Origin of the sequence: Clostridium sp. LS, assembly GCF_002760435.1 — a bacterium.
In the GTDB taxonomy this organism is placed as follows: domain Bacteria; phylum Bacillota; class Clostridia; order Clostridiales; family Clostridiaceae; genus Clostridium.
Genome location: NZ_AUUU01000009.1, coordinates 99,569 through 121,709 on the forward strand (window position 1 = coordinate 99,569; position 22,141 = coordinate 121,709).

The window sequence follows — 22,141 nt, forward strand, 5'->3', positions numbered from 1 at the left end:
AATTAAGTTTCTTGATGGTTAACTTTTTCTACTAATATCAACTAGGAATCCATTTACGTGGAGTAGATCAACGCATAAACTATTATTAGAGGTAGGTGATAGGTATGAAAGAATTAAATATAGGTAAATGCATTATTAAGAAGAGAAAAGAGAAAGGAATAACCCAAGAACAGCTCGCAGATTACATTGGAGTTTCTAAAGCATCTGTTTCAAAATGGGAGTCAGGAGTAAGTTTTCCTGATATTTTACTTCTTCCTGAGCTTGCAACTTTTTTAATATTTCGGTGGATGAATTATTGGGGTATTCCCCACAGCTTACAAAGGAAGATATTAAAAAAGTTTATAATACACTTTCACATGAATTTGCCGTAAAGCCATTTGATGAAGTAGTTAATCAGTGTAAAGAATTAATAAAAAAATATTATTCCTGCTTTCCTTTTTTGCTTTCTATGATTCAATTGTTATTAAACTACTCAATCTTGGAAAAAGATAATGCAATGAGAAAAGAAATTCTTCAGCAATGTATATTACTGAGTAAAAGAATAAAAGAGGAATCAGACAGCATTTCTGACATCAAAAATGCAAATACTATGGAAGCATTGGCAGAGATGGCACTTGGAAATAGCGAGGAAGTTATTCGATTATTAGATAATAAATTATCACCATATAGTGGTGAGGATGTTATATTGATTGATGCATATCAGATGCAAGGGGAGAATGCCAAGGCAAATGAAGTGAATCAAATACTACTTTACAATAAGGTAATAAACATATTAACCCTGCTAAACAATTATCTTTATTTAAATATGATGGAGCCAGCTTCGTTTGAAAAGATTTATTCCCAGGGAATTCAGATAATTGATTGTTTTCAGCTTAGTGAGATTTGTACCAATGATGTTTTTGGAATTCATATTGTTGCTGCACAAGGATATTTGATTCACGAAAAGAAAGAAAAAGCAATAGATGCATTAAAGAAATATGTAAACACAGTTTGTAATATAAAATTTCCATTGAGATTTAAAGGAAATGAATATTTTACTAAAGTGGATAAATGGCTTGAGGAAAACAATTGTATTGGAGGAAATACTCCAGTAGATGAGATAACAATTAAGAAAAACCTTGTCAGTGCTATTGCTGAAAATCATGCATTTAAATCATTAGAAGATGACGAAAGATATATCTTGCTTGTTAAAAAATTGAAAGGAAAGTTAGGCGAAGAAAATGAATGCAATAAATGTAGAAAATCTTAAAAAATCTTATGATGGTCAGATTAATGCTTTAAACAATATAAGTCTTAGTATTCCAAAAGGTGAGATATTTGGGTTTCTTGGCCCTAATGGTTCAGGGAAGACCACTACAGTTAGGATTCTTAATGGGGTTCTTTCAGCAACATCAGGTTATGCTGAAATTTTAGGGATACCTGTGGGGAAAAATAATCTTGAGATCCATAGGCTATGTGGAGTTATGACTGAAAGTTCCTCTTGTTATGAGAATCTTACTGCAAAGCAGAATCTAATATTCTTTGGGAAAATGCATGGAATTGAAGAAAATTTGCTTAATGAACGTGCTGACTTTATCTTAAAAAGATTGGATTTATTAGAGGTAAAGAATAAGAAGGTGAAATCTTTCAGTACAGGAATGAGGAAGAGAGTATCCCTAGGATTGGCATTGGTTCACAATCCTAAAGTATTATTCCTTGATGAACCAACTTCAGGTTTAGATCCAGAGAATGCACTTAATGTTACAAGACTTATAAAAGAACTTGCAGAAGAAAACGAGGTTACAATCTTTCTTTGTACTCATCAATTAAAATATGCTGAGGATATCTGTACTCAATACGGCTTTATAAATAATGGAAGTATTCTTGGTTTAGGTACCTTTGATGAGTTGGCTTCAAGGAAAAATGCCACTCTTTACTTGAAAATTAGAGGAAAGAATATTTCAGAGAAATTTGGATTTATCCATGAAGGTAATGATATATATATTAAATCTATTTTAGGAGATAAAGAGGTAAATTATCTAATACAAAATATACTGAAAAGTGGCGGGGAAATTTATGAGGCAATGCAGGAGAAATGGTCTTTGGAACAATTGTACTTTAAATATATAAAAGGTACATCTAATGATATAATATTATAAGTCTGGAGTGGTTAGAATATGAATAGAAGCGAAAAAGCATTGATATATAAAGATATAAATGAAATAACAAGTTCCAAACGTGTTATTTTACCTATGACTATAGTACCAATTATTTTGATTGTAATCATGCCGCTTGCACTTTTTATAGGTGCTAACTTTGTTGGAAATGATTCTAGTATGATGACAAAGATTGCTCCCCTTATTAAAAAATTACCATCTGAATATGCATTATATACGCCACCTCAGCTTTTAATAAAAGTTATGATAAATTATATGTTTCCATCATATTTTCTTATAATTCCTATAATGTGTTCAGGAGTTATTGGGGCCAGCAGTTTTGTGGGAGAGAAGGAACATAAAACCCTAGAATCTCTCCTTTATACACCAATATCTATGGAGCAATTACTCAGAGCCAAGATTCTAGGCGTTTTTCTACCATCTTACATGATAACTTTGATTTCATTTATAGTTTTTGGAATCATATGTAATATAGGCGGCTTTATGCATTTTGGAGAATTTATTTTACCAAATATAGAATGGCTTATAATTATACTTTGGATTTCACCTGCTATAAATTTATTATCGTTAATATTTACTGTAATGGTATCAGCAAAGTCAGAAACTTTTCAAGAAGCACAGCAGGTAAGTGGTCTTCTTGTACTTCCGGTGATTCTTGTATTAATAGGTCAAATGACAGGTGTGCTTTTGCTCAGTAATTTTGTAATGTTTATAGCAGGCGGCATTCTTTTGATACTGGATTATATTTTGATAAAGAGGATTTCCTCCAACTTTATTCCAGAGAAACTCATTTAAATATCTCTACTAAATAAAACGCAACTAAGTATACAAAATTTGAATATAGATAAGGTAAAACCATAACTCAGTTATGGTTTTAATAATTTAGGAGAGGAATTTTTTCATAAAGAGCCAAGTGATATATAAGGAAAATATGTAGTAATAATGAGTTTTAGGATAATATTGACAATTAATTATTGTGATGGTAATATATAACCAGTGGTTATAACCATTGGTTATATAATGAGGTGATAAAATGCAAACAAACAAAAAGAATATAAGTAAGGAACTTATAATTGAAACAACATTAGTATTAATTGAAGAAAATGATGGCATGAGAGATGTAAATTTACGAGGAATTGCTAAAAGAATTGGATGCAATCATACAAACTTGTATAACTATTTTAATAGCTTAGATGAAATTTTTTGGGAGTCTCTAGGACAAGCTATAAGTAATATGGTTGAATATTCAGATTCTAATTTAGATAAAACAGACGATTTAGAAGAAAAACTATATTTATTATTAGCAAATATGATTGACTTTTCATTTCAACATGCAAGTTGGTATAGGCTTATATGGTTAGATAATATAAAAGGAGAACCTTCTAGTGAAGTATTTGAGGTGATAAAGAATGCTGGTGAAAAATTTAATGAAAAAATTTTGAAGGCGTGTAGTAATAGAATTAATAAGAAAAGAGCAGAAGAGATTAGTGATATATTATTTGGATATTTAAATGGTGAAATATGCAAGTGGATCAGCCATCGGGGATTTGAAGATAGTGCAGAGAAAGTAAAAACGAAAATACTTTTAAATCTTAAACGCTTATATAAATTATTAATACAGGAAGTGGATAATCTATGAAAGCTTTGGTAAAGGATTGGTGGAAGATAGCTATTATTGTTACCCTATGTGCTGCTATTGATTTGACATTGCATGGAGTATTCGGAGCAATACAAGGTGTAGATACTTCATTTGGAGTGTATACTTGTATAAAACTAATTTCTTATATGAGGAGTGGAGGTTTGATTAATGGGTAATCAAAAAGTAAGATATATTCTTATAGTTATTTTGGGGAGTATATTTGATATATTTGTTCATATGATGAACCCGAGTGACGGGAATACACCTAATAAGATAACAGGAAGCTTTTTAACAAAAACTTTAGGATTTGAGTTAACAGCTGTAATATATTTCTTAATTACATTTGGCGTACTTGTATATGTTTTTCATAGATATAAAGATAAGATTTCAGGAACAAGGGTAACAAAAGGTTTAAAATATGGCACAGCAATAGGGATGCTTTGGTTATGGGGAATGTTAGAGGGCCCTACTCTCTGGGGAACGACCCCGAAGTTTGAATTATTTATGGGCATTTGTGATTTTATACCAATATTAGTAATTGGATTGCTTTTAGGAAGATTTATAGCTAGAACTGATTCGAAAAAAGATGATAGTAGAGGGAATTTGTTTATGCCGCTTCTAATATTTCCTATTGTTTTTCTAATTGGAAGGTATTTGCTTTATTGTACTAACATTATCACATCTGGATACAACAAAATGCCTTTGTATACATTTTTTTGGACATTATTAATGGGCACATGTATTGGTATTAGCTACTTGCTTTTAAGAAAAGTAACTAAGTCATCATCAATATTAAAAGGTGCAATAAAATTTGGAATTATAATATTTGGTCTTAACTGGGGCATGTATCTTATTTTTATGCCATTTGTTTTTAATATGCGACTAGCATTTAATATGTCTCTAATGGATACTATCATGAAAATTATAGGTGATATAGTATGGGTTATTTTAAGTTATTATTTTTCAGCAAGTTTAGAAAATTTATTAGCGAGGAAAAATGAAACTAGAAGTACTATATCAAGTGAAATTGTAGATTAATACTAAATTTTCTTGAAATAGGAGTAGTGCCAGTTGATATGATTAAGAAGTATAATTGATGTGGAAAGAAACAGATGTTTATTATGAAAGTCCATGTTAAGGAGGTATTATTTTGGAAAAAGAAGAAGTTGAATTGCTGCCAGCTGGACTCGTAAGTTGTTTATTAGATGGTAGAGAAGTGCGTATTTTAAAAATATCTCCTGAAAAGTTAACTGTGCGCATGGCTGAAGAAATAGAAAAGATACATTGTATAAAAGTAGTATTTTATATATTTGATGAATTTAGATACGAAGAAGTAATAATAGAAGATTATAGCATCATAGAAAAGATAAAAGATGATTTTAGTTTAACATACGTTTTTTATATTAAAAATCAAGAGTATTTATATAATGTAAGAACTATTTTTAAAAACTATTCAAATTATATTACATTGAAAGCTTTTGGTGATGAGAACGAGTTTTCAAAGGAAATGGTTGGATACCCAGCAGAATTAGATTATGAATTTTATAAATATTATTTGGAGCAAAAGAAGGATTGGATGTCAGGATTAAATTATTCAGGCTGGAATGAGAAGATTATGGACTCTATAGAATTAGCTATTGTTTTAGATAATGGTGAACTATATAAAAAATATATCCACAATCATATTAAAGTTTTTAAGAAGAACTATTTAAAAGAGAATTTTGTAGATAATCATAAGTTGTTTCAAAAAGATATTAAACGCATTTATATAGGAAATGAATTTTGTCATAATTTATTTCCTGAAGTGGAACTATTAATGAACATGATGCAAAAGGCTAAAGAAGAGGAACTTGGAATAACATTATGTTTTACGTATATGAGAGATGATTATATAGAAAAAACAAAAGATGTTCTTCATAAAGTATATAGTTGGTGTCGTAAAAATAATAGATCAATAGAAATCGTAGTAAATGATTTTGGAATGCTAAAATTGGTTGAGGATGAAGCAGATTATTTTAAGCTCTCGCTAGGATTATTATTAAATAAGAGAAAAAAGGATTCAAGATACATTTATAAAAAAGGATTTATGGAAAATAAGAAACTTGCAGCGGAAAACATTCTTAATAGTTCAATTTTCAATAGGTTTCTGAAAGAATGTAAAATAGAAAGATATGAGTATGAAAATTGTGGATATAAGATTTCAATTGCAGAGGGGTGCCATAGTATGCATATTCCCTTTTATCAAACAAATACATCACAATATTGTCCATTACATGCAATGTGTACAACCATGGATAGAGGAAATCAGAAGCTTGTTGTAAACTGCCCAAAGTATTGCGTGGATTATGTGTTTTCTTATCCAAAGCATTTAAAAATGGTTGGAAGATATAACTCTTTATTTTCTTTTGATGATACTCTGCTTAAAAATTCAAAAGAACTAGAGAATTACATAAATAGCGGAATAGATAGAATAGTTTTAAATTTTATTTGAAGGATATAGATAAGCATACCTATTTATTATTTTATGCACCTAGGAGGAAAATATAATGAAGATAGTGGCTGGACTTGGATGTATTGATGATTATATAGCACTAGTTAAAGCAGGAGCAGATGAAGTATTTTGCGGATATGTTCCTTATGAATGGAATAAAAAATATGGCAGTTTATTTCCTTTAAACAGAAGAGAAGTACTTTACTACAACATCCAGATAGGATCTTTTGAGGATATGAAGATACTTAAAAAAATGGTTGAAGTATATAAAGTGCCAGTAAGTATAACCTTCAATTATTTATATTACCTTGAAGAACAATATGAAATAATAGCTAAGATAATAATAGATTTGATAAATATTGGCTTTAATGATTTTATTATAGCAGACATTGCACTTATATTATATTTAAAAGAAAAGAATATAAAATGTTCTATACATTTAAGTGGAGAGTGTGCTGAATTAAATCGTCTTTCCATTGATTTTTTCAATAAACTAGATATATCCCGTTACATATTTCATAGAAAAAATACAATTAGAGATATTGAATCTTGTATAAATAATAATAAAGTTAAGAACTTAGAGTATGAAGCATTTATATTGAATGAGAAATGCCATTATACAGGGGCTTTTTGTTCTTCTTTACATTGCGATGAAATGATACATTTATGTAAAATGCCGTATAGTTTATCAAAAGTGAGTGAAGATACAAATAGCTTTGAAGAAGTTGATAGGAGACTTGAGTTTTACTATAAGGATACAGATATTATCGAGGAATTTTGTATGGAAAATCAATATGATATAGAAAATTCTGAGGAGGGTGCATATGTCCTTGGGAGGACAGGCTGCGGATTATGTTCTTTAAAGGAACTAAAAAAAGCTGGTGTAACGCATTTAAAAGTAGTTGGAAGAGGGAATTCCATTGAGAATATGGAAAAGGATGTACAAAACTTAAAAAAAGCCATATGTATGTTAGATGATTTTGGAGATAGTGAGACTTATGAAAAAGAAGTAAAGAATAAGCTGTTTAATGGAAGATGCAGCGGACAATGCTATTATCTAAAGAAAAACAAAAATTATTGACAAATGATACTAATAGTGATATAAATAATACAAAATAAAGTATAGTATTCATATAATTATACGTGGAATTAGAAACTGTTGATTATATAATTTTAAAATATGTAATAGCTGATTAGATAACTAAAGGTTATAGGATGATACCTAAATTGCGGGTATTTCTTATAGCCTTTTTATTTTGATTTTTTGGTAACCAACTAAGAATGCATTAAAGTGCAGATTATGAAACATAAAATAAAATTTTAATAAAAATTAATCAAGATAGGAAGAAGATAATATGGCGGTTAATTTGGAAACTTCAGAATCACAAAGTAGAGAAAGTCGATTGGGATCTATTACAGGTTATAATGGAAAAATTAATGATCTAATATCTAAAGGATGTGAAGGATGCTTAAAAAATAAAAAACGTTGTTTCTCAACAGTAAGCAGTTGCAGCCATACCCATGCATTAAATCAATTAGGAGGAATTGCTGGAGCTGTGGTAGTAGATCATGCTCCGGCAGGATGCTCGGCTGGAATGATTAATTTTAGTGTATCAAGAGAAAAAGCTAAAAAAGATCTAAATGGAAAAAACCTCACAGTTGTTTCAACTAATTTAAAAGAATCGGATACAATATTTGGGGCTCTAGATAAACTGAGAAATACTATTCGTTCAGCATATAAAAGGCATCATCCAGAGGAAATTTTTGTAGTAACTAGTTGTACTTCAGCAATTATAGGAGAAGATGTTTACAGCGTAGTACAGGAGATGAAAAACGAACTTGATATTCCAGTAGGATTTGCAGCAGCGGAGGGAATAAAGTCTAAAATTTGGGCATCAGGATTTGATGCGTATTGTCATGCAGTTGCTAGAACATTATTAGTTGAACCAGAAGAAAAAGCTAATACCATAAATTATATAGGGTTCATGCAAATAGGGAAAGAAGAGATTAATCCCTTTTTTGAACGCTTAGGGTTAGAAGTAGTTTATTTAACAGGTGCATCTACCATTGAGGATTTTAAAAAAGCTTCAAAATCCATTGCAACTTGGGGACAATGTGGCTCTCAATCAAGTTATCTTGCAGGTGCGCTAGAACAGAGATTCGGAGTAAAGTATTTTCAATCACATCTTCCTTATGGAGGAATTGGATTTGAACGATTTTATAGAGATTTAGCTAAATACATTGGAAAAGAAGAGATTGCAGAAGAGGTAATCGCAGAAGAACGTGAAAAGTATAGAGAAAGATTGGAAGCTATACGTAATCAATTAAAAGGTAAAAAAGCATTTATAGCTCTTGGTGCAAGTTTTTCATATGAATATGTGAGAATACTACAAGAGCTTGGTGTAGAAATATTACATGCAGTTGCATATCATTATGATCCTAAGTTAGATAATGAGACAGATGAGGATATTGCAGCTGTAGCTGATACTAAAGAATTTGGATGGGATGATATACCAACAAGTATAAATGATGCTCAAGAAATGGAAACCTACCTAATATTAAAACAACTTAAGCCGGATTTTATAGTTTCAAGAGCACATGGTGCCAGTCCATGGGCAGTGAGGACAGGCGTGCCGGCGCTTGAAGTAAGTATAGGAATACCAGCAATGGGGTATAGAGGATTAGTTATTTTTGGTGAAAGAATTGTAAATGAATTAAAAAATACTAATTTTGTACGAAAACTTGGTGCTAAATATAAATCACCTTTTACAGAAAAATACGAAAAACTTAAGCCATTTTCATTTTATGAGGAGGTATAGATTATGAGTGATTGTTCAGAACAGCAAAGAGTGGCTTGCGCATTAGGTGGAATATATACTGCATTAGCAATAAACAAGGTATTGCCAGTGCTTCATTGTGGTCCTGGGTGCCAACAGCAGGCAGGAGCAGTACTCGGAAGGACTAATGGAGGGCAAAATACTTACCCATTTCAAGAAACAATCCTTCCATGCACAGATTTTTGTGAATCAGAGGTTATTTTCGGAGGAAGTAAAAAATTAAGAAAATTAATAGAAAAATCAATTGATTATATAAATTCAGAAATGCTTATTGTAGTTGATGGGTGTACGTCAGAAATAGTTGGGGATGATATCGAAGAAGTTGCAAAGAGTTTCTATGAGCAGGATATGCCAATACTTTATGCAAAACTTCCAGGATTTAAAGGAAATAACCTGTACGGTCATAGTCAGATATTGAATGCAATAATAACACAATATTTAAAACCAGCTAGTAAAATTAATTCTAAACAGGTAAATGTATGGGGAATCGTACCATATTATGATCCAATGTGGCAGGGGACCTTAGAGGAAATCGAAAAATTATTAAAAATTATAGGGTTAGAACCCAATATAATTTATGGAAGGAATAAGGGCTTGAAAGAAGTTAATCGGATTCCAGAAGCTGAATTTAATTTATTATTATCTCCTTGGGTGGATTTAGATATTGTACAAGAATTAGAAAAGAGATTTAACACGCCATTTTTACATTACCCTAATGTTCCAATTGGGCCAAGCGAGATTAGTAAATTTATACGAACTGTTGCAGATTATGCGAATCTAAGTAGAGATGTAGTAGAAAAATACATTAAAGAAGAAGAAGACAGATATTACTATTATATTTCACGACATATAGCTTGGATATATGGATGTAAGTTTTTACCGAAGGAATTTTTTGTTATATCAAGCGCATCAGCTGCACTGGCTATTACTAAATATTTTGTTAATGATTTGGGATTAATACCAAAAAAGATTTATATAGTAGATGATGTGCCAAAAGAACATCAAGAGTTAGTAAGAAATTTTTTTGATGAATTGGAACTGGAAAAAAGAGATTTTGATATAACCTTTACTGATGATGGTGGACTTGCTGCTGATGAAATAGAAAATGGAAAAGAGGTATATCGTGCCGTTGTTTTTGGATCTGAATGGGATATTGCATTTGCAAAGAGAAATAAATTTGCATTTTTGCCCATTTCTGCGCCATATGGAGATGTATTAATAGGAACAAAAAACTATTTTGGTTATGAAGGAGCACTTAAATTGTTTGCAGATTATTATACGGAACTCTCCAATTGTGGCTTTCGTGTATAACTAAACTACAGATGAAGTTTAAAACAAAATAATGACAAAGGAATATGAAAAATGGAGGTGCATATGTGTATGAAATATAATTTTGATGAGATTATTGATCGGAAAAACACCAAATCGATTAAATACGATTTCCCTAATCGTTTTGGAAAATTAGATCATAATAACATGATTCCTCTGTGGATTGCTGACATGGATTTTCGCTCTCCTCCTTGTGTTCAAGAAGCAATTATAAAAAGAGTAAACCACGGTATTTTTGGTTATTCCTATACGGGTGACGATTACTTTAGAGCAGTAAGTAATTGGATGGATAATCAGCATGGCTGGAAAGTAGAACCTGAATGGCTTGTGATAATGCAGGGAGTTCTCAGCGCGATTTCTATCACATTAACTGCGCTTACAAATAAAGATGATGCTATACTGATTCAATACCCGTCTTATAATATGTTTAAAAAAGTAATTGAAGAGACAAATAGAAACGTAATTAAAAATATTTTAGTTTTAGAGGACGGCAAATATAGGATTGATTTTGATGATTTTGAAGATCAGATTGTGCGGAATAATGTAAAGCTGTTTATTCTTTGCAATCCATATAATCCAGTAGGAAGGGTTTGGACTGAAGAGGAGTTAATAAGAATTGGGGATATTTGCTTAAAACATGGTGTATTTGTAATCTCAGATGAAATTCATCAAGACTTTGTTTATGCGCCTCACAAGCATCTTGTTTTCGCAAATCTGAAACCTGAATTTAAGAATATTACGGTTACTTGTACAGCGCCAACAAAAACCTTTAATATTGCGGGGTTACCGATTTCAAATATATTTATTACAAACATAAAACTGCGCGATAAAGTTAAAGAGGCGATTTCTAAGTGTGGGCATCATGGTGTGGGGATTATTGAAGTACTTGCCTGTCAGGCAGCGTATTTAAGTGGTGAAGAATGGCTTCATGCTTTGCTGAAATATCTTTCTGAAAACATTGAGTATTCTATAAACTTCTTTCGTGAAAGGCTGCCAGAAATAGAGGTTATTAAGCCAGAGGGTACTTATCTTTTATGGTTGGATTGTCGTAAGTTAGGATTTAGTGGGAAAGAATTAGAAGAATATCTTGCCAATGAGGCACATGTATTATTAAATGGAGCATCTAGTGCCGAAGGTTTCCTCAGAATAAATATTGCCTGTCCACGTGCAACACTTGAAAAAGCGTTCTCGCAGATTGAACAGGCAATCAGAAAATTAAGGCATGAAGATGAAATAAAAATATAAAAAGTAGATAAATAGTAAATAAAGGACTTATACATTTAAATAATAATTTATAGAAGTGAGGAATCTAAATGATTAAAGCAGCTCAAAGTCTTACAGAATTAATAGGCAAAACGCCACTTTTGAAACCCAATAAGTTTATTAATGCAGAAGAAATTCTTGCAGATATTTATTTTAAATTAGAATATTTTAATCCAGCAGGGAGTGTAAAAGACAGAATTGCATATGCTATGATTTTGAATGCCGAAGAAAAAGGAAATTTAAAGCCAGGCACAACTATTATTGAACCTAGTAGTGGAAATACTGGTGTTGGTATTGCATTTGTTGCTGCAACACGAGGATATAAAGTAATAATTGTAATGCCAGATACAATGAGCTTAGAAAGACGTACCCTTGTATCTGCTCTTGGAGCACAGATAATTTTGACGCCTGGAGCAGATGGGATGAAAGGCTCTATTCGTAAGGCTGAAGAACTACATGCGCTTATTCCCAATAGTGTTATATTGCAGCAGTTTGAAAATGAAGCAAATCCAGCAATACATAAAGAAACAACGGCTAATGAAATTTGGGAAGACACAAATGGAAATGTAGATATTTTTATTGCAGGAGTTGGAACTGGTGGCACAGTGACAGGAGTTGGTTCTGCCTTAAAAGAAAAGAAACCCGGTATTCAGATCATTGCAGTGGAACCCTATGATTCGCCAGTGCTATCAGGAGGTATTGCAGGAAGTCATAAAATACAGGGTATAGGAGCAGGATTTATACCAAAAGTTTATAATGATGAAATAGTTGATGAGATTTATAAAGTACGTAACGATGAAGCTATTGATACCTCCCGAGAACTTGGACGAAATGAAGGTCTATTAGTGGGCATTTCATCAGGTGCGGCAGCTTTTGCAGCCAGACAAGTAGCAAAGCGCTCAGAAAATAAAGGGAAAATAATTGTAACATTGCTACCAGATACAGGTGAACGTTATTTGTCTACTAATTTGTATCAATATAATAAATAGAGATAAATGCAGAGGGGGAAGAAAAATGTCATTTTATATTGAAAAGCCAAGGACAACCTGTGCTCTTGGAGGAGCTTTGGCAGCAATTAGTGCTTTATCAGAGGTTGTACCAATCGCACATACTGCTGCTGGTTGTCCAGGAAATTTAAGTGGCGCCACAGGATTTTCAGCTGGGAATTGTGGCTCAAGTTATTGTAGTGGTGCAAGTGTGCCAGTTAGCAATATCGGTGAAAATGAAGTGGTTTTTGGTGGAGAAAAACGTTTGAAGGAAGAAATCGAATCAGCGTTTGAACTAATTGAAGCAAAGCTTTTTGTTGTTGCAACTGGTTGTATGACTGAAATAATCGGAGATGATATTCAAAGAGTTATTGTTGAATTTCAAGATGAGAATAAGCCGATTATTCATATTAATACAGCAAGTTTTGAAGGAGATGCTTATGAAGGATATGAAATTTTATTAGATGGGATTTTCAATCAATATATTCCTATAAAAAAGGAGAAAGATAATAAAGTTGTAAATGTTTTTGGAGTTGTACCACTTTTTGATCCATTTTTTCGAGGGGAGTTAGAAGAAATAAAAAGATTATTGGAATCAATAGGTTTAAAGGTAAACACATTTTTTACTCCAGATCAAAGTTTTGAAAATATAATATCGGCTTCAGAAGCTGGATTAAACATAATTCTTTCTAAAGTACATGGAATAAAATTTGCAGAGAAATTTAAGGAAAAGCATGGAACACCCTATTATGTAACTGAGCTTCCGATTGGAGCTGAAGCCACAGATGAGTTTTTACGATTAATTGCAAAGGAATTAAGTTTAAATAAAGAAATAGTTGAACAGGTTATTGAACACGAAAATCTTATTTACTATAGATATTTGGAACGTTTAGCAGATACTATTGCGGATGGAGAATTTAAATTTTATGCATCAGTTGTTTCAAATGCAAATTGTGCAATTCCATATGCGGCTTTCCTCCAAAAAGAACTTGGTTGGATTATTTGCGAGACTATTATTACAGATATTTTAGATAAAAATGGTAAAGAAGAATTAGGAGTTAGCTTTAAAAACAAAGATATATTAGGAAAATTGATTTTTGAGACAGATGCAGGCGGTATAGTAAAAATAATAACTAGGAATCATCCACAACATCAAGGTGAATTTTTCTTTGATTCGTATACGCCATTATATATATTAGGAAGTACCCTGGAAAAAGAATTTGCAGATAAGAAAAAAGCAAATAAGTTAAGTGTAAGCTATCCAGTCTATGACAGAGTTATAATCGACAAGGGATATGCAGGGTATCGTGGAGGATTGCATTTATTTGAGGATATAATAGGTTCGCTGGTAGCAGGAAGATAGGAGGAGAATTATAATTATGGGATATTATGAACAAAATGAGCCACCTGTAAGAGATCAACGTCTTACTATTGGAGATAGCTTTAATGGTTATGGGTGTGATTTATCAGAATGTGCAGGAAATGGATGTATTTCTAAAAAGAATAGAAGCTTTTGGCAGGCAAATGCTTGTCAAATGGCATTATCGCTTATGATGGCCGCCACTATAGAAAATGCTGTAATTATTCTACATGGACCAATTGGGTGCGGGGTACAGCTGCCTAATATATCATCAGCAATAAAAGCAGGGCGTGCAAAACGTGGAAAAAATCCAAATTCCCTTATATGGTTATCTACTAATATGCAAAAAACGGATGTTATATATGGAGGGGAAAATAGTTTAAGGGAAACAATAAAATATGCAGACCGTGAATTTAGGCCAGAAATTATTTTTGTAGTTTCTACTTGTGCTCCAAGTATTATTGGAGATGATGTTGAGGATATTGTAAACCGAGTAAGGAAAGAGATTGCTTCAGATATTACTGCGATACACTGTCCAGGCTTTAAATCTCGTGTTGTTGCATCTGCATATGATTCATTTTATCATTCATTAATTCGTCATATAAGGTTTGAACCAGAGCCATATAAAGATTTTTATCCTGTTGATAAAGATAATCCTAATTATGAAATAGGCTTTGCGAAGAAAAAGCATCAGAAGAGCAGAACTGTTAATTTATTTAATGCTACCTCAATTAATGCAGATGATGAAAAAGAGATTGTTCGTCTATTAAATGCATTAGATTTAAAAGTACAAATCTTTACAGAATATTGTTCAAAGGATGAGTTTCGCTTTGTTTCAGAGGCGGCCTTAAATGTTAGTATGTGTAACGTACATGATGACTATATATTAAAATATTTAGAGGAAAAATATAATATTCCGTATATTATACAAGGAATGCCTATAGGAAGAAAATCTACTAGAAAGTGGTTAACTTCTATTGCAGCTTTTTTTGGTAAACAAGAAGAGGCTGATCGCTTATGCGATATGGAGGAAACACGATTAAAAGAAGCAATTGAACCATTTCTTCCAAGATTGAAAGGGAAAAGAACTCTGCTAGGTGGAGGGGTTGTACGTATTGGAGAGGAAGCCCTTTTACTCAAAGATTTGGGGTTAGAGATACTTGCAATAAGGGCATATCACTATGATACTGGTGCACAGCCTATATATGATAGAGTAGCAGAAGAGTTAGCAGATACGCCAATTGCTGTAAGTACACAGATCTTTGAACTGGCGAATCAAGTGAAAAAATATAATCCAGATATCATTATTGATCATGTAGGAAAGCATGGATGGATTGCAAAATTAGGATATCCATCTGTAAACCTATTTTCTCCAGCAAGACCATTTCTGGGATATACAGGAGAATTTGCATTTGTAAAAAATATAGCCTTTAATCTAGAGAATCCATCTTTTTCGAAACGGTTATCCCAAAAGGTAAAATTGCCTTATAAGGATTCATGGTATGAAAGGGATGCATTTAGCTATATAAAGGAATAAATATAAATAGTTTGTTTTGGAATTAAGCGTAGAAAGCGTTTTATATTTTAGAATTATTATGATACTGTATATTTCAAGGGACATACTTTAAAGTCATAACTAAACCTGCAAAAATCTTAAATTAGGTATTTGCAGGTTTTATTAATGAACGAAATGGAATATTCTCATATAATATAGTATTAGGCTAATTCAACATTGTAAAAATTGTGTAGATGAAATAAGAGGTGATTCTGCAATGCTGAAAACGCGCCGCTTTCTTTATAACTAACTAAAGTATTAAATTCGTTCTTGTATATTACTGGGATTAAAACATATCAAGGATAAAGTAAACAATGAATTAACATTTTGTATCAATATTGTATACTAAAACTCTAGAAGTCTATTATAATAGTTATAGTTTAAATTAATATTATGAAAAATCGGAGTTACAATATATGAATAAGGGAATAAATATTTTAAAAGTTACAAATTATGATGAATTTAAGTGCACAGCAGATAAATGTAAATTCACATGCTGTGAAGGATGGGACATTAATATAGATGTTGATACTTACAATAAATGGGAAAAAGAAAATAATAATATTATAAGTAATGTGAAAATTAAAAAAGGCGGAGGAAAAACAGAGTATTTTATAAACAAAAACACTCATGAAACTTGCCCGTTTTTAGATAGAAAGGGATTATGTGAGATAGTAAAAAGTCATGGAGAAGAGTATTTATCTTCAACATGCCATATGTTTCCTAGAATAGAAAATGTCTTTGAAGATAAAAAAGAACTTTCGTTGTCATGCGCATGTCCTGAAGTAGTAGAACTAATAAGCAAAATAACTAAAAATTTAGAAACTGATTTTAACTTAAAAAATGATTTACTAGAACTTAAGATTAGAGAAGTCTTGATTAATATTATACGACAGGAAAATTTTAAGATAGAAGAAAAGATGATTATAAGCATTCAAATGTTATTGGCTATTTTAGAAAATGATAACCTTACGGAAGAGTGTTTATTAATAGAACTAGAAAGATATGGGAATAAAGAATATATACAAGGACTTGTAGATGCATTTGGGGAAATAGAGTTAAACATAAATGATTCAATTGAAGAAATTAACTATTTATTTTTAGATATTGTACAAAATTATAAGGAAGTTTCAGGATTAGAAATTCTTTTTGAAGATATTAATAATTTCGCAGAAAATATTAATACTAGGAGTCTTTTACCTAAATGGAAGAAGTATAAAGATCTGTTTGAACAATATGATCTGATAATTGAAAATTGCATTGTAGCTAAGATTATAAGCAGTTGCGTCAGTGAGGATATTGAAGAGATGGCTATTTCTTTTCAAACTATTATAATGGAGTACTTATTAATAAGGTATGCTGTGTTTTTAAAATATTGTATGGACAAAAATAAAGAAATATATATCGAAGATGTAAAAAATTATATTGTAGCTTTTTCAAGAATTATTGGAAACAATACAGAAGCAGTTAAGGAATTTATTAAGGAGGGGTTTGGTAATTATATTTTGGAAATTGGATATTTATGTTTTATAACTTTATTTTAATAGTTCAGTAAATTCGAGAATAATAAAAACTAAATGTTAAATTAATAATCCAATAACTCCATATACTTGTAATAATTATAACCATATTGTTACATTAATAATTTCTAAAATTCCTCCAGTAAACAGGTTAATAAGGATATAAAAACAATTAATTTGAAATTATATTATATAAATTTTTTAAGAATATATAAAAATGCATTTTATTAAATAAATATTCAATGAAAACATTGACATATAAATATTGATATGATAAAATTTATTTTATAATACAGTATGTAACTGATAAGTAGGCATTAACCATGCATAGATATTTGAGGATGTTTATGTTAGTTAATGTTTTTTTTGTGCCCAAGCATATCTAAAGTGGAATTAAAAAATAATAGAATAGTATGTTTGCCTATTATTTATTTTCAAGTGCCTAAAAAACATCCCAGTGTACAAAAGTAATCTCATAGAAAAGGAGAATCAAGAATGAAAGACAAAATTTTTGGTATTTTGCAACGTGTAGGAAGATCGTTCATGCTTCCAATTGCCATTTTGCCAGTAGCAGGTTTATTTTTAGGTATAGGTAGCTCATTCACTAATACAACAATGATTGATACGTATGGACTTACAAATTTAATTGGACCTGGTACATTTGTTAATGTACTTCTTTCAGTAATGAATGATGCAGGAAATATAGTATTTGAAAATTTACCTTTGATATTTGCTATTGGCGTTGCAATAGGCATGTCCAAAAAAGAAAAAGAAGTTGCAGCGTTAGCAGCAGGAATTGCATTTCTTATAATGCATGCTTCAATTGGTGCCATGGTTAAAATTCATGGTGGAACTGGCGGTCTTTTAAGTGGTGCATATACTTCAGTACTTGGTATCACTTCATTACAAATGGGTGTTTTTGGTGGCATTATCGTAGGCCTTGGCACAGCAGCATTACATAATAAGTATTATAAAATTGAATTACCACAAGCATTATCATTCTTTGGTGGAACTAGATTTGTTCCAATTGTAAGTTCAATTGTTTATTTAATTGTTGGAATTTTAATGTTTTATATTTGGCCTCCAGTTCAAGCTGGTATTTATAAAGTTGGAGACATAGTACTAGCATCAGGTTATGCAGGAACATGGGTATATGGACTAATGGAACGTTTACTAATACCTTTTGGTCTTCATCACGTATTTTATTTACCATTCTGGCAAACAGCTGTTGGTGGCACAGCAGAAGTGGGTGGAAAAATTATTGAAGGTGCTCAAAACATTTTCTTTGCAGAACTTGGAACTCCCGGAATGACACACTTTAGTGTTTCAGCAACAAGATTTATGTCTGGTAAATTCCCGCTTATGATATTTGGTTTGCCAGGAGCAGCACTTGCAATGTATCATTGTGCAAAACCAGAAAAGAGGAAAGTGGTAGGTGGATTATTATTATCAGCAGCATTAACTTCAATGCTTACCGGTATAACAGAACCAATTGAATACACTTTCTTATTCGTAGCACCAGCATTATATGGAATTCACTGTGTATTTGCGGGGCTTTCTTATATGTTAATGCACATGTTAAATGTTGGAGTAGGTATGACTTTCTCAGGTGGATTTATTGATTTATTCTTATTTGGTATTTTGCAAGGAAATACTAAAACAAGTTGGATATGGATTGTAGTTGTGGGAATCATATATTTTGTAGTATACTATTTATTATTTACATATTTAATTAAGAAATTTGATTTAAAGACTCCAGGGCGTGAAGATTCAGATGAAGTTAAACTTTATACTAGAAGCGATGTGGAAGCAAAGAAGAATGCTGAAAATGGAGATGTAGATGAACTTTCAGCTATGATATGCAAAGGACTTGGAGGAAAGAAAAATATTTTAGATGTTGACTGTTGCGTAACTAGATTACGTTGTACAGTGCATAACTATAAATTGGTAAATGAAACTTTATTAAAGAAAACTGGAGCATCTGGAATATTTCATAGAGGTGCAGGAGTTCAAATCATATATGGTCCAAGAGTAACTCTTATAAAATCAGATTTAGAAGAGTATTTGGCGACAGCACCAGATGAAGAAGTTATTACTAATACTTTAATAGAAAAAGAGTCAGAAAAGGAAATTGCTAAAGAAATTCAAGGAAAAGTTATAAGTACAGTAATTTTAAGCAGTCCATTAACGGGTGAAGTAAGAGATTTATCTGAAGCACCTGATGAGGTATTTGCAAGCAGGATAATGGGAGATGGAGCTGTAATTGTTCCAAGTGATGGAAATGTTACAGCTCCAGCAGATGGAGTAATAAGTTTTGTATTCCCATCAAAGCATGCAGTGGGTTTAACTACAACTGATGGAATTGAATTACTTATTCATATAGGAATAGATACAGTACAGCTTGATGGAAAAGGTTTTGAAACTTTTGTAAAAGAAATGGATAAAGTAAAAGCTGGAGATAGAATATTAAGCTTTGACTTAGAATTCATAAAAGATAATGCACTATCTATTGCATCACCATGTATCTGTACTGCATTAAATAGCAATCAAAAGGTGCGTTTGTTAAAAAGTGGGAATGTAAAAGCGGGAGAAGCTATAATTGCAGTTGATGTGATTAAATAGCATATAAAAAGAGGAGGTATAAAATGTTCAGAGTGATAAAAGCACTAAATCATAATGGTATACTCGCTATAAATATGGAGAATCATAAAGAGTATATTTTACTTGGAAAAGGTATAGGTTTTCAAAAAAAGGTTAATGAACGTATTGAAGCTTCAGATAATGCACGCATATATCTCTTGCAGCAGGAAACAGGAAGAGGTTTGGCTAAAGAGATAATAAATAATATAGAGCCTCAAATTTTAGAAATTACAAATAATATAATTTTGGAAGCAGAAAAGAAATTTCAAAAAGTAGATGAGAACATTTTATGCCCCTTAGCAGACCATATTGCATTTGCAGTAAAAAGAATAAAAAATAATGAACAAATTAGTAATCCGTTAACACAAGACATCAAAGCTTTATTTCCAGAAGAATATGAGGTTGCATGCAAAGGAAAAGATATTATAAAAGAGATAGAAGGCATTGAAATAAATGATGATGAGATAGGCTATATAGCACTTCATATTCACTCAAGCCTGGGAAATGAAAAAGTATCACAAGCAATGGAAATAGCAATGTTAGTTAGGTCTTGTATTACGTCCATTGAAGAGAGTACAGGAAAGAAAATAGATATCGAATCATTATCATATAATCGTCTTATGAACCATATAAAATATATGGCGGCAAGACTATTAAAAGGAGAAACAATAAAACTTGATATGAATGATTACATTAGTGAAAGATTCCCAAAATCATTTGAAATTGCTGAATATATATGCAAAAAACTAGGTAGAGAATTAAAAAAAGAAGTTAAGCCCGTAGAGATAGGATACCTAGCAATGCATATTGAAAGAGTGTTTTCAGATGAATTAGAGGAGTAAATAAAAAATTATTATACATTGTGTGAAAAGATAGATTTAAGAAAAAGATAAATTATGTAAAAAAAAATATGTTATAAATAGTAGATTTAGAGTTGATGCTCTATATCCACTAACGAAATCCACAATAGTAGTGTTGTGGATTTTTTGTACACCAAAATATGTTCTTCAAAGTTATATTTAGTAAATGATAAAGCTGTTACAAATTGTAATTTACTTAAGAATGATATATAATAAAGCCAAAATATTATTAATTACAGAAAAGTTTTAGGAGTCGCAAGAAAATAATTTGGAGGATGAGCATGGGCAAAAGGGATTTTTCTGATTTAGAAGACCAAATTAGAGATACGGTGAAAAGCGCATTAGATGCTATAGATTTTGCAGGCATAAAAAAAGATATTAATGATAAGGCTGAAGATACTATTAATGAAGTAAAAGTAAAGATTAAGAATAAATCAAGGCATTATAATAGAGAGATGAGAGAAAAAATTAAAAAGCAATATAGAAATTCTAACAATATAATTGCAAAGAATGAGAATAAAGTCCAAAAGTATTTTGTAAAGAGGCCTCCGGGAAGCGTATCGGGAATACTTTATATTGTATTTGGGTCTATTTTAAGTGGTGCATTAGGAATTTTATTAATTGCTTGTTCAATAATTATTTCTTTATGGGGAGCATCATCAATATTCAACTTTATAAGCCTGGGAGTGCTATTTTCTTTTTTTGCAGGAAGTATGTCTATAACCTTAAGGGGAATTTCTTTAAGGAATAGAATACAGCGCTTTCGACAATATACAAAATTGCTCAGTAGTCACAACTATTGTTCTATTGAGGAGTTAGCTGCTGTAATTAAGAAAAAGAATAAATTCGTTATTAAAGATTTAAGAAAGATGATGGATTTAGAGATGTTTACTCAAGCACACATTGATGAGAAACAAACTTATTTTATGTTAACGGATGAAGTTTATGAAAATTATTCGAATTCACAGGAAGCTATGAAGAAACGTAACGAAGATGAACGAAGAAGACAAGAAGAATTAAATAAGGAAATGAATGATCCTGTGCAAAGGGAATTAAGAGATACAATTGAAATGGGGAGAAATTACATAGAGCAGATTAAAGCGGTAAATGATGCTATACCAAAGGAAGAAATCTCATCAAAATTGTTAAGACTTCAGAATGTTGTAGGTCAAATATTTAAACATATAGAAAATAACCCTAAGAAATTATCAGAAGCTAGTAAATTTGTTAATCATTATCTCCCTATGAGTTTAAAATTAGTTAATTCATATAAAGAGTTAAATGATCAACCAGTTCAGGGCGATAATATTAAGAGAGCAAAAAATGAAATAGAGAAAGCTATAGATAGTATAAATGCAGCTTTTGAAAAATTATTGGATGATTTGTTTGAGGAAATAGCTTTAGATATTTCTACGGATATTTCTGTCCTTGAAACACTTTTTACCCAAGAAGGTTTAACCAAAAATGATTTTGATAAAAAGTAAAATCCAAATGAGGAGGAATTA

At 31.2% G+C, this 22,141-nt stretch carries 17 protein-coding genes and 1 pseudogene; all 18 read left to right on the forward strand.

Annotated features, from left to right (window positions below):
* Window positions 1–104: 104 nt before the first annotated feature.
* The 18 genes and pseudogenes from COL3_RS02535 to COL3_RS02620 all read left to right on the forward strand — a co-directional run bounded on the left by COL3_RS02535 (window position 105) and on the right by COL3_RS02620 (window position 22,120).
* Window positions 105–1,249, forward strand: a pseudogene (locus COL3_RS02535) (helix-turn-helix transcriptional regulator).
* Entirely contained in the window at window positions 1,221–2,138 is a 918-nt protein-coding gene (locus COL3_RS02540; protein ID WP_008423420.1) for an ABC transporter ATP-binding protein, read from the forward strand. Before COL3_RS02535 ends, COL3_RS02540 begins: the two are co-directional and overlap by 29 nt.
* An 18-nt stretch (window positions 2,139–2,156) precedes the next feature.
* Window positions 2,157–2,951: an ABC transporter permease subunit gene (locus tag COL3_RS02545; RefSeq protein ID WP_008423422.1), complete on the forward strand. Its 795-nt coding sequence runs from the start codon at window positions 2,157–2,159 to the stop codon at window positions 2,949–2,951.
* Window positions 2,952–3,189: 238 nt separating this feature from the next.
* Window positions 3,190–3,795 (forward strand): TetR/AcrR family transcriptional regulator, encoded by a 606-nt coding sequence (locus COL3_RS02550; RefSeq protein WP_008423424.1) that lies wholly within the window; start codon window positions 3,190–3,192, stop codon window positions 3,793–3,795.
* Window positions 3,792–3,971: a hypothetical protein gene (locus COL3_RS02555; RefSeq protein ID WP_008423426.1), complete on the forward strand. Its 180-nt coding sequence runs from the start codon at window positions 3,792–3,794 to the stop codon at window positions 3,969–3,971. The genes COL3_RS02550 and COL3_RS02555 overlap by 4 nt, the downstream gene beginning before the upstream one ends.
* Complete coding sequence (locus COL3_RS02560) at window positions 3,964–4,833, forward strand: hypothetical protein (RefSeq protein ID WP_008423427.1); 870 nt, start codon at window positions 3,964–3,966, stop codon at window positions 4,831–4,833. Before COL3_RS02555 ends, COL3_RS02560 begins: the two co-directional genes overlap by 8 nt.
* 112 nt (window positions 4,834–4,945) lie before the next feature.
* Entirely contained in the window at window positions 4,946–6,286 is a 1,341-nt protein-coding gene (locus COL3_RS02565) for a hypothetical protein (protein WP_008423429.1), read from the forward strand.
* A gap of 55 nt (window positions 6,287–6,341) precedes the next feature.
* The gene (locus tag COL3_RS02570) at window positions 6,342–7,367 is read left to right on the forward strand and encodes a U32 family peptidase (protein ID WP_008423431.1); all 1,026 of its coding nucleotides are present in this window, start codon (window positions 6,342–6,344) and stop codon (window positions 7,365–7,367) included.
* Window positions 7,368–7,641: 274 nt separating this feature from the next.
* Window positions 7,642–9,105 carry a nitrogenase component 1 gene (locus tag COL3_RS02575; RefSeq protein WP_008423433.1) on the forward strand — a complete coding sequence of 488 codons (1,464 nt, stop codon included), beginning with the start codon at window positions 7,642–7,644 and terminating at the stop codon, window positions 9,103–9,105.
* Window positions 9,106–9,108: 3 nt separating this feature from the next.
* Window positions 9,109–10,434, forward strand: a complete 1,326-nt coding sequence (locus COL3_RS02580; RefSeq protein ID WP_008423436.1) for a nitrogenase component 1 — start codon at window positions 9,109–9,111, stop codon at window positions 10,432–10,434.
* Between the two features lie 69 nt (window positions 10,435–10,503).
* On the forward strand, window positions 10,504–11,697 hold the full coding sequence (locus COL3_RS02585; protein ID WP_035283338.1) for a MalY/PatB family protein: 1,194 nt from the start codon (window positions 10,504–10,506) through the stop codon (window positions 11,695–11,697).
* Window positions 11,698–11,765: 68 nt separating this feature from the next.
* On the forward strand, window positions 11,766–12,704 hold the full coding sequence (gene cysK, locus COL3_RS02590; RefSeq protein WP_008423438.1) for a cysteine synthase A: 939 nt from the start codon (window positions 11,766–11,768) through the stop codon (window positions 12,702–12,704).
* A 25-nt stretch (window positions 12,705–12,729) separates the two neighbouring features.
* Window positions 12,730–14,064 carry a nitrogenase component 1 gene (locus tag COL3_RS02595; RefSeq protein WP_008423441.1) on the forward strand — a complete coding sequence of 445 codons (1,335 nt, stop codon included), beginning with the start codon at window positions 12,730–12,732 and terminating at the stop codon, window positions 14,062–14,064.
* A 16-nt stretch (window positions 14,065–14,080) separates the two neighbouring features.
* A complete protein-coding gene (locus COL3_RS02600) occupies window positions 14,081–15,598 on the forward strand; it encodes a nitrogenase component 1 (RefSeq protein ID WP_008423443.1) in 1,518 nt (505 codons plus the stop codon).
* Window positions 15,599–16,032: 434 nt separating this feature from the next.
* Complete coding sequence (fliB, locus tag COL3_RS02605; RefSeq protein WP_008423445.1) at window positions 16,033–17,160, forward strand: flagellin lysine-N-methylase; 1,128 nt, start codon at window positions 16,033–16,035, stop codon at window positions 17,158–17,160.
* 471 nt (window positions 17,161–17,631) lie between these two features.
* Entirely contained in the window at window positions 17,632–19,758 is a 2,127-nt protein-coding gene (locus tag COL3_RS02610; RefSeq protein WP_008423448.1) for a PTS transporter subunit IIABC, read from the forward strand.
* Between the two features lie 23 nt (window positions 19,759–19,781).
* Window positions 19,782–20,618 carry a PRD domain-containing protein gene (locus tag COL3_RS02615; protein ID WP_008423449.1) on the forward strand — a complete coding sequence of 279 codons (837 nt, stop codon included), beginning with the start codon at window positions 19,782–19,784 and terminating at the stop codon, window positions 20,616–20,618.
* A 299-nt stretch (window positions 20,619–20,917) separates the two neighbouring features.
* A complete protein-coding gene (locus COL3_RS02620; protein WP_008423452.1) occupies window positions 20,918–22,120 on the forward strand; it encodes a 5-bromo-4-chloroindolyl phosphate hydrolysis family protein in 1,203 nt (400 codons plus the stop codon).
* The last annotated feature ends 21 nt before the right edge of the window (window positions 22,121–22,141 follow it).